The following is a 10,003-nucleotide window of genomic DNA, read 5'->3' as shown; positions in this document are numbered from 1 at the left end:
GTGCCGCGCCGACCCGTCGCCCCACCCGCTCCAACCCCCGCGCCGCAGTCTCCGGCGTCGACCTCAACGCCGGGTCCTTGACCAGCAACCCCTGGAGTACGGGCGCCAGTTCACCCGCGCGGACGGCCGGTGTCGGGTCCTCGCCGAGCAGAGCCGTGAGCGTCGCGAAGTCGCCGTCGCGGTCGAACGGGCCGCGGCCCTCGACGGCGGCGTACAGCGTGGCGCCCAGGGAGAACAGGTCCGCGGCCGGGGTGGGCGGCTCGCCGCGGGCTCGCTCCGGGGCCAGGCAGCCGGGCGTGCCCAAGATGCCCGCGGTGGCGGTGAGGTGGAGTTCGTGGGACTCGGGCTGAAGGGCGATGCCGTAGTCGGTGAGTAGAACGCGCGCGTACGGATCGCCCGAAGCGTCCGGTGCCAGAAGGATGTTGGCCGGTTTCACATCCCGGTGCAGGATGCCGATGCGGTGCCCGGCGGTGAGCGCGTCGAGGACGGCGAGCCCGATGCGGGCCACCCGGGCGGGCGGCAGCGGGCCCGAACGCCGTAGGACCGCCTGGAGGTCGACGCCGTCGGGGACGTACTCCATGACGATCCAGGGCAGGTCCTCGTGAATCACCACGTCGTGCACGGTCGCCACGTGCGGATGGCCGCGCAACCGGGCCGCGTGCCGCGCCTCAGCGCGCGCCCGCGCGATGCGCTGCGCGCGCTCGCCGGCATCCCCCGACGCATCCGGCAGCGCGATCTCCTTGACGACGACCTCGCAGGCCAACTCCTCGTCGTACGCGAGCCATACGCGCCCCATGCCGCCCGCGCCGAGCATGCGCAGCAGCCGGTAGCGCCCGTTGACGACGCTGCCCTCGCCCTGTTCCGTCGTATCCCCGGCCATCACGCCTCCCCCGAGACGGCGCGCCTCCCCCGAGGACGCGTGGAACCTGTCTCCGAAAGTAGCCTCGCACCCGCCACTGACAAGAGGGCTTTTCCGCACCGATCCGAACAATCTCGCCGGATGAGGACACCTGCGGCCCAGTGATGCGGGGAGGCCTCAGGCGTGACAGGGGTGGGGCTGCGCACCGTACGGCAGAGCGGGCACCGGCGCGATGGTCGGGCCAGCCGGAGGAACGTTCGGCGGTGTGAGAGACCGGCGGCCGGGTCGCGGTCGGCCGCCGCGAGCAGCCGGTCGGCAGAAGCGGGCGCCGACCGGGAGCAACCGCCCGGCCGGTACCAACTCCCGTCCGGCACCAACTCCCGTCCAGGAGCGGCCAGTCGGCCTGAGGGCAACCGGCCCGCTCCAGCCTCGGAAAACGGTCGGCCACCCGCAACCGCCCGCCACCCGTGCCAGTCAGCCGCCCGCTACCGGTCTTCGCCCGCGTCGGTCAGCCCTCGGCACCAGTCACCCCACCGGCTCCAGAAACCCCTGTTCCACCAGCAGCCGGATCTGCGCCGGTGTCCGGTCGCGGAGCAGAACCGGGTCCTCGCCCACGAGTTGGGCGATGGCGTCCAGGATGCGGCCCGCGCTCAGCGTGCCGTCGCAGACGCCGGCGAAGCCCGCGCCGACCGTGTCGACCTTGGTCGCCCGGCGCATCCCGCGGTGCTGGCGCAGCACGACGTGCTCGGGGTCCTCGGCGCCGGGCAGCCCGACCTGTTCCTGGATGATCTCGGGGGCGAGCCTGAAGTGGGCGGCGAGCAGGGCCGCGTCGTCGTGGGCGCGCAGATAGTCGACGCGGTCGAAGTGCTCCCGCACGGTGTCGCCGAGCGGCTGCTCGACCGGGTGCGGCCACTCCTCGACGGTGATCGAGGGCGCGTCGGACCCCGTCCTGCGCAGCGTGATCCAGCCGAAGCCGACGGCCTTGACCTTGCGTGCCTCGAACTCGTCGAGCCACGCGTCGTAGAGCGCCTCGTACGCGGCCGTGTCGCCCTGGTGGTCGCCCGCGTCCCTGAGCCACAACTCGGCGTACTGCGTGACGTCCTGGACCTCGCGCTGCACGATCCAGGCGTCGCACCCGCGCGGCACCCACGAGCGCAGCCGGTCCTGCCAGTCCTCCCCCTCCACGTGCTGCCAGTTGGCGAGGAACTGCGCGAACCCGCCCTCGCGCAGGCGGTCGCCCGCCTGCTGAACGAGCGACCGGCACAGATCGTCCCCGCCCATCCCGCCGTCGCGGTAGGTCAGCCGGGCACCCGGCGAGATCACGAACGGCGGGTTGGACACGATGAGTTCGTACGTCTCGTCGTCCCGGACCGGCTCGAAGAGCGAGCCCTCGCGGAGGTCGGCGGCCGGCGCTCCGGACAGCGCGAGAGTGAGCGCGGTGATGTGCAGGGCACGGGGGTTGAGGTCGGTGGCCGTCACGCGCGTGGCGTGCCGGGCCGCGTGCAGCGCCTGGATGCCGGACCCGGTGCCGAGGTCGAGCGCGGCGGAGACCGGCGTCCGTACGGTGATCCCCGCGAGCGTGGTGGACGCGCCGCCCACCCCGAGGACGACGCCTTCGTCCCGGCTGCCGATCCCGCCGGCCCCGCCGACCGCGCACCCCAGGTCGGACACGATGAACCAGTCCTCGCCGTCGGGCCCGCCGTACGGCCGTACGTCCACGGTCGCGGCGATCTCGTCGGTGCCGACGGAGACCAGCCACCCGCTCTCCACGCACGCGGCGACGGGCAGGACGTCGGCCACGCGTGCGTGCGGCACGGGCTGTTGGAGCAGGAACAACCGGACCAGCGTCTCCAACGGGGTGTCGCCTCTGGTCGCCCGGAGGGCCGGCACGGTCTCGCTGCGGGCCAGCGCCGCGTACGCGGGGGCGCCGAGCAGTTCGAGCAGTCCGTCGGCGGTGAAGGCGGCGCCGAGCAGGGCGTCCCGGAGCCCGGCGGCGACCTCCGGGCGGTCGGATGCGGGCAGGGTGGACAGGGTGGAGTTACTCACACCCCCATTGTGGCCGCTCCCACCGACAACCCGCGCGGCACCGACCGACACGGCCCCGCGCACAGGCGAAGGCCCCGGCACGCACGCGTACCGGGGCATCTTTCAGCAACTGAAACAATCAGGCCGCCGACGACGAAGCCACCGGAGTCGCCGTCTTGCAGGCCTCCTGCTTGGTCATCGCCTTGCCGACATCGCCCTCTTCGAGGGTCTTCAGGGCGTCGTTCCCGCTCGTGCTGAGCTTGTCCAGTGAGGTCGCGATGCCCTTGAGGCCGTCCGCGAACTTGGCCTGGTCCTTGGTGTTGAGAGCGTCCACCTGCGTCTTCAGGGTGGCGTACGACGCGGAGATGTCGTTGAGCTCCTTGACCGCGTCCTGCTGCTTCTTCGCGCCCTTGTCGACGTCCGGTGCCCCGGCGGTGTTCACGGCGGCCCCGATCGCCTTGTAGGCGTCGGACATGTCCTGGAATGCCTGCGAGTCGGTCTTCTGAACCTCTTCCGGGGTGCTGTTGTCCGAGGTCTCCTTCTGGATCGCCGTGTTGGCGGCCTCGATCTTCTTCGCCTGCGGCTGCACCGCGACGCAGACCTGCTTGGCCCAGGCGTCCAGCTTGGCGTCGCTGTCGTCGCCGCTGCCGCCGCATCCCGACAGCCCCAGTACCAGTACCGCACCGCCGGACAGTGCGGCCGCGAGCTTCTTGTTCACCGGATTGGTCCCTTCCATGGCTCTCGGCCCCGGAACATACACGGCGGACGGGCCGCACCTCCGGGCCTAAGGTCCGATAGGAGACCTTTTGAAGCCATTTGCACCAAGCGAGAGAAGGCTCACGGCGGAGGTCTGAACACAGACAGAACGGGCGGGTGGCGCCCACAACTCGCGCCACCCGCCCGCCCGTTGAGCCGAGCCTCGTAGGACCCTTGAGCCGGGCCCCGTAGGACCGCCTACGAAACGACCGCCGGATCCGCCGACTTGGCCGTCCGGTCGGCGTCGTCGCCGTCGTCCCCCACGGCGATCCCGCGCCGCTTGGAGATGTACACGGAGACGGCGATCACGAGGAACGCGAGCACCGAGATCGTAATGCGCACCCCGATGTTCTTGTCGTCGCCGTAGCTGAACTTGATGACCGCGGGCGCGATGAGCAGCGCGACGAGGTTCATCACCTTCAGCAGCGGGTTGATGGCCGGCCCCGCGGTGTCCTTGAACGGGTCGCCGACCGTGTCGCCGATCACCGTGGCGGCATGGGCCTCGCTGCCCTTGCCGCCGTGGTTGCCGTCCTCGACGAGTTTCTTCGCGTTGTCCCAGGCACCGCCCGAGTTCGCGAGGAAGACCGCCATCAGCGTGCCGGTGCCGATCGCGCCCGCGAGGAACGAGCCGAGCGCGCCGACGCCGAGCGTGAACCCGACCGCGATCGGCGTGAGCACGGCGAGCAGACCGGGCGTGGCCAGCTCACGCAGCGCGTCCTTGGTGCAGATGTCGACGACGCGGCCGTACTCCGGTGTCTCGGTGTAGTCCATGATCCCGGGGTGCTCGCGGAACTGCCGCCGCACCTCGTAGACCACGGCCCCCGCGGACCGCGAGACCGCGTTGATCGCCAGACCCGAGAAGAGGAAGACGACCGCGGCGCCGACGATGAGGCCCACCAGGTTGTTGGGCTGGGAGATGTCCATCATCAGGTTGAGTGGCGCGCCCGGTCCCGAGACCTTCTCGCCGACGTCGTTGGCGGCGGTGACGATCGCGTCCCGGTACGACCCGAAGAGCGCCGACGCCGCCAGGACGGCGGTGGCGATGGCGATGCCCTTCGTGATGGCCTTGGTGGTGTTGCCCACCGCGTCCAGGTTGGTGAGCACCTGCGCGCCCGCGCCCTCGACGTCGCCGGACATCTCGGCGATGCCCTGCGCGTTGTCGGAGACCGGTCCGAAGGTGTCCATGGCGACGATCACACCGACCGTGGTGAGCAGACCGGTACCGGCCAGCGCCACCGCGAACAGCGCCAGCATGATCGAGGCACCGCCGAGCAGGAACGCCCCGTAGACGGCGAGACCGATCAACAGGGCGGTGTAGACGGCCGATTCGAGGCCCAGCGAGATCCCGGCGAGGATGACGGTGGCCGGGCCGGTGAGCGAGGTCTTGCCGATGTCCATCACGGGACGGCGGTTGGTCTCGGTGAAGTAGCCGGTCAGCTGCTGGATCAGCGCGGCGAGCACGATGCCGATGGCCACGGCGACGAGCGCGAGGATCCGCGGATCGCCGTCCTTGGCCCTGATCGCCGCGTCGGTGACGCCGTCGAGGTCGGCGTACGACGACGGCAGGTAGACGAAGACCGCGACCGCCACCAGTACGAGCGAGATCACCGCGGAGATGAAGAAACCCCGGTTGATCGCGGACATGCCGCTGCGGTCGGACCGGCGTGGTGCCACCGCGAAGATGCCGATCATGGCGGTGATCACACCGATCGCCGGCACGAGCAGCGGGAAGGCGAGCCCGGAGTCGCCGAAGGCGGCCTTGCCGAGGATCAGCGCGGCGACCAGCGTCACGGCGTACGACTCGAAGAGGTCGGCCGCCATGCCCGCGCAGTCGCCGACGTTGTCGCCCACGTTGTCGGCGATGGTCGCGGCATTGCGCGGATCGTCCTCCGGGATGCCCTTCTCGACCTTGCCGACCAGGTCGGCGCCGACGTCGGCGGCCTTGGTGAAGATGCCGCCGCCCACACGCATGAACATGGCGATGAGGGCGGCACCGAGGCCGAAGCCCTCCAGCACCTTGGGCGCGTCGGCCGCGTACACCAGCACCACGCACGAGGCGCCCAGCAGACCGAGCCCCACCGTGAACATGCCGACGACGCCGCCCGTGCGGAAAGCGATCTTCATTGCTTTGTGCGAAACGGCGGTGAGATCCTTTTCCGGCTCACCCTCGGCCGGGGTCGCTTCCCGGGCCGCCGCGGCGACACGGACATTACTGCGTACGGCGAGCCACATGCCGATATAGCCGGTGGTCGCCGAGAACACCGCGCCGATCAGGAAGAAGATCGATCGTCCGGCGCGCTGATTCCAGTCGTCCGCGGGAAGCAGCAGAAGCAGGAAGAAAACGATCACGGCGAATACGCCGACCGTGCGCAACTGCCGTCCCAGATAGGCGTTCGCGCCCTCCTGGACCGCTGCCGCGATCTTCTTCATGCTGTCGGTGCCCTCGCCGGCCGCGAGGACCTCGCGGACCAGGATGCCCGCGACCACCAGCGCCGCCAGTGCGACGAAGCCGATCACCATCACGAGGATGCGGTTGTCGTCGGTCAGAACTGCTGCTGCGAAGGTTGTGGGGTGATCAAACTGCTGAGGGGTAGAAAGCCCCGCCATTCGTCCTCCTTGACGCCTGTGCTGAGCTCAAGATGTGGACGGATTGTAGGTACCGGAACCTGATCAAAACAGAGCGCGGCAAACGGAATTGGCCTTCGCATAGTAATGCCTTAAAAGCATTGACGCTTGATCACATTACCGGGGCGCCGATCGAAGCGATGATCGGGACGTCGATCCGCATTGATCGTGAATTGATTCACGAATTCTTTCGCCCCACGGGTACGAACCGGTACGCGGTCGCGGAACTCTTCCGGAAATGCCGAAGGGCCCTGCTCAGCAGGGCCCTTCGGCTGTGGTGTGCGGCGTTTCTTCAGGAAAGCGTCGTGGCCGGCGGGGTCGTCGGCCAGGTCATACGGATCGATCCGCCGTGCTCCCCCGCGGTGACCTCGACGTCGTCGACGAGCCCGCTGATGACAGCGAGGCCCATCTCGTCCTCCTCGGTCTCCGCGTCCGGATCGTCGCCCAGAGACCCGGGCGCCTTGTCGCCGGGAGCCGAACGTGGTGCCTCGTCGCCGACCTCGATGGAGAACTGCTTCTCCTCCTCGATCAGCAGCACCTTCACCGGGGCGGTGATCCCACTGCTCTGGTGCAGCCCGACGGCACGGGTGCAGGCCTCACCCACGGCGAGTCTGACCTCGTCGAGTACGGCCTCGTCCACTCCGGCCCTGCGCGCCACCGCTGCCGCCACCAGTCGGGCGGTCCTGACGTGCTCGGGCAGCGCGCTGAAGCGGAGTTCAACGGTGGCCATGCATCCCCCTCGGGACTACGGGCGTGCTGTCGGAGGGCCGGGCCGCCGAAAGCCCGGTCCACCGGTCGTCTATACGGCCGATCGGGGAGCGGTCACACGCCGCTCCCGGAACGGTCGGTCAGTCGGTGGCCGCCACCGCTTCCTCGACCGAGGTGTGAATCGGGAACACCTTGGTGAGGCCGGTGATACGGAAGATCTTCAGAATGCGCTCCTGGTTGCAGACCAGGCGCAGCGAGCCCTCGTGGGCACGCACCCGCTTCAGGCCGCCGACCAGCACACCGAGCCCGGTGGAGTCGAGGAAGTCGACTCCCTCCATGTCCACGACGAGATGGAAACTCCCGTCGTTCACCAGCTCGACCAGCTGTTCGCGCAACTTGGGCGCGGTATATACGTCGATTTCGCCACCGACCTCGACGACCGTACGATCGCCGACGGTACGGGTCGACAGGGACAGGTCCACGGATCCTCCAGCACCTTGCTATCGAGCGGTCATCCCATGGGACACCTCGGCAGAGCCCCCAGGACGGTTCGCCAGCCGCGATGGCATTCAATCACTTACCGCAGGGCGTGCACGACGCCTTGGCTCCATTGTCCGTCACGCCAGTGACACACTCGGTGCCGATGGCCAAGAATCAGCGAACCGATCGCCCCTCGGCGGACCCCGTGTCCGGCCTCTCGCCGAGCACGGTTCTGGACCGGCTGGCGTCGGGACCGAGCCGGGCTTCGCGCATCACTCATACGGAGCACTTGCCCCCGCGCGAGGGCCGCCATGCCGTCTGGCCTGACCGGATTCGCGCCGAGGTGATCGCCACCGTCCAGGAAACGGGCATCGAACACCCCTGGGCCCACCAGGCACAGGCCGCCGAGCACGCCCTCGACGGCGAGTCAGTGATCGTTGCCACAGGCACCGCCTCGGGCAAGTCGCTGGCTTATCTGGTACCGGTCCTCTCCGCGCTCCTCGACGGCTCCGAGGCGCCGAACGGCCGCGGCACCACCGCGCTCTACCTGGCGCCCACAAAAGCCCTGGCAGCGGACCAGCTCCGCTCCGTGAAGGAACTTTCACAACCTCTGGGCAATGCCGTTCGCCCAGCCGTGTACGACGGCGACACTCCGTTCGAAGAGCGCGAGTGGGTCCGCCAGTACGCCAACTACGTCCTGACCAACCCCGACATGCTCCACCGCGGCATATTGCCCTCGCACCCGCGCTGGTCCTCCTTCCTGAAGTCCCTGAAGTACGTCGTCATCGACGAGTGCCACACCTACCGGGGCGTCTTCGGCTCCCACGTCGCCCAGGTGCTCCGCCGCCTGCGCCGTCTCTGCGCCCGCTACGGCTCCTCCCCCGTCTTCCTCCTCGCCTCCGCCACCGCCGCCGAGCCCTCGGTCGCCGCCCGCCGCCTCACCGGCCTCCCGGTGGTCGAGGTCGCCGACGACGCATCGCCCCGCGGTGAACTGGTGTTCGCGCTCTGGGAACCCCCGCTCACCGAACTGCACGGCGAGAAGGGCGCACCCGTTCGCCGCACGGCCACCGCCGAGACGGCCGACCTCCTCACCGACCTCGCCGTCCAGGGCGTCCGCTCGGTGGCCTTCGTACGGTCCCGGCGCGGCGCCGAGCTGATCGCGCTGATCGCCCAGGAACGCCTCGCCGAGGTCGACCGCTCGCTGGCCCGCCGGGTCGCCGCCTACCGCGGCGGCTACCTCCCCGAGGAACGCCGCGCCCTCGAACGCGCCCTCCACTCCGGCGAGTTGCTCGGCCTCGCCGCCACCACCGCCCTCGAACTCGGCATCGACGTCTCCGGGTTGGACGCCGTACTCATCGCCGGCTACCCGGGCACCCGCGCCTCCCTCTGGCAGCAGGCGGGCCGCGCCGGACGCTCCGGCCGGGGAGCGCTCGCCATCCTGGTGGCCCGCGACGACCCCCTGGACACGTTCCTCGTCCACCACCCGGAGGCCCTGTTCGACCAGCCGGTGGAGTCCACGGTCCTGGACCCGGACAACCCGTACGTCCTGGCCCCGCACCTGTGCGCGGCGGCAGCCGAACTCCCGCTCACCGACGAGGACTTGGACCTCTTCGGCCCGGCGACGGCGGACCTGCTCCCGCAGCTGGAGGCCGCGAAGCTGCTCCGCCGCCGGGCGAAGGCCTGGCACTGGACGCGCCGCGAGCGGGCCGCCGACCTCACCGACATCCGCGGCGGGGGCGGAAACCCGGTCCAGATCGTCGAGAACGGCACGGGCCGCCTCCTGGGCACGGTCGACGAGGCCGCCTCCCACACGACCGTCCACGAGGGCGCGGTCCACCTCCATCAGGGCCGCACGTACCTGGTGCGTTCCCTGGATCTGGAGGACTCGGTGGCCCTGGTCGAGGAGGCCAACCCGCCCTATTCGACGGTCGCCCGCGACACCACGGCGATCTCCGTCCTGGAGACGGATGTCGAAATCCCCTGGGGCCAGGGCCGGTTGTGCTACGGCTCTGTCGAAGTCACCAACCAGGTCGTCTCCTTCCTCCGCAGACGTGTCATCACCGGCGAAGTCCTGGGCGAGTCAAAACTCGACCTCCCCCCTCGCACCCTCCGCACCCGCGCGGTCTGGTGGACGGTCACCGAGGACCAACTCGACGCCGCCCGCATCAACCCCGAGATCCTCGGCGGCGCCCTCCACGCCGCCGAACACGCCTCGATCGGCATGCTCCCCCTCTTCGCCACCTGCGACCGCTGGGACATCGGCGGTGTGTCCGTCCCCCTGCACCCCGACACCCTGCTCCCCACGGTCTTCGTCTACGACGGCCACCCGGGCGGCGCGGGCTTCGCGGAACGCGCCTTCCACACCGCCCACGCCTGGCTCACCGCCACCCTCCAGGCCATCGCCTCCTGCGAATGCGACGCCGGCTGCCCGTCCTGCATCCAGTCCCCCAAGTGCGGCAACGGCAACGATCCGTTGCACAAACGGGGGGCTGTGCGGTTGCTGACGGAGCTGCTGCGGGGAACTCCGGAGGATGCGGGAGAGGTGCCCGG

At 70.0% G+C, this 10,003-nt stretch carries 7 protein-coding genes; 1 reads left to right on the top strand and 6 read right to left on the bottom strand.

Annotated elements, in window-relative coordinates:
- From AC31A1_RS38585 to bldG, 6 genes are all read right to left on the bottom strand, one after another.
- Positions 1 to 880: serine/threonine-protein kinase (locus AC31A1_RS38585; RefSeq protein WP_489657750.1), on the bottom strand; the 880-nt coding region annotated here is incomplete at its 3' end.
- A 504-nt stretch (positions 881 to 1,384) separates the two neighbouring features.
- Positions 1,385 to 2,905 carry a DUF7059 domain-containing protein gene (locus tag AC31A1_RS38580; protein ID WP_489657749.1) on the bottom strand — a complete coding sequence of 507 codons (1,521 nt, stop codon included), beginning with the start codon at positions 2,903 to 2,905 and terminating at the stop codon, positions 1,385 to 1,387.
- A 118-nt stretch (positions 2,906 to 3,023) separates the two neighbouring features.
- Positions 3,024 to 3,620, bottom strand: coding sequence for a small secreted protein (locus AC31A1_RS38575; RefSeq protein ID WP_489657748.1), 597 nt, complete (start codon positions 3,618 to 3,620; stop codon positions 3,024 to 3,026).
- A gap of 218 nt (positions 3,621 to 3,838) precedes the next feature.
- On the bottom strand, positions 3,839 to 6,247 hold the full coding sequence (locus AC31A1_RS38570) for a sodium-translocating pyrophosphatase (RefSeq protein WP_489657747.1): 2,409 nt from the start codon (positions 6,245 to 6,247) through the stop codon (positions 3,839 to 3,841).
- A gap of 310 nt (positions 6,248 to 6,557) precedes the next feature.
- Positions 6,558 to 6,995, bottom strand: a complete 438-nt coding sequence (locus AC31A1_RS38565; protein WP_033286332.1) for an ATP-binding protein — start codon at positions 6,993 to 6,995, stop codon at positions 6,558 to 6,560.
- A 118-nt stretch (positions 6,996 to 7,113) separates the two neighbouring features.
- Positions 7,114 to 7,455 carry an anti-sigma factor antagonist BldG gene (bldG, locus tag AC31A1_RS38560; protein WP_003975386.1) on the bottom strand — a complete coding sequence of 114 codons (342 nt, stop codon included), beginning with the start codon at positions 7,453 to 7,455 and terminating at the stop codon, positions 7,114 to 7,116.
- A gap of 80 nt (positions 7,456 to 7,535) precedes the next feature.
- Here bldG and AC31A1_RS38555 point away from each other — a divergent pair.
- Positions 7,536 to 10,003, top strand: a 2,468-nt coding sequence (locus tag AC31A1_RS38555) for a DEAD/DEAH box helicase (protein ID WP_489657746.1), incomplete at its 3' end; no start/stop codon positions are given.

It is taken from the genome of Streptomyces sp. P5F9, from assembly GCF_057961495.1.
Note: the sequence above shows the minus strand (reverse complement) of the source record. Positions and strands in the feature narration are given on the sequence as shown.

What these genes read in the sequence shown, in the direction of transcription:
- AC31A1_RS38575 (WP_489657748.1), bottom strand. Translation starts at nt 3,620, where the DNA reads ATGGAAGGGACCAATCCGGTGAACAAGAAGCTCGCGGCCGCACTGTCC.
- AC31A1_RS38570 (WP_489657747.1), bottom strand. Translation starts at nt 6,247, where the DNA reads ATGGCGGGGCTTTCTACCCCTCAGCAGTTTGATCACCCCACAACCTTC.
- AC31A1_RS38565 (WP_033286332.1), bottom strand. Translation starts at nt 6,995, where the DNA reads ATGGCCACCGTTGAACTCCGCTTCAGCGCGCTGCCCGAGCACGTCAGG.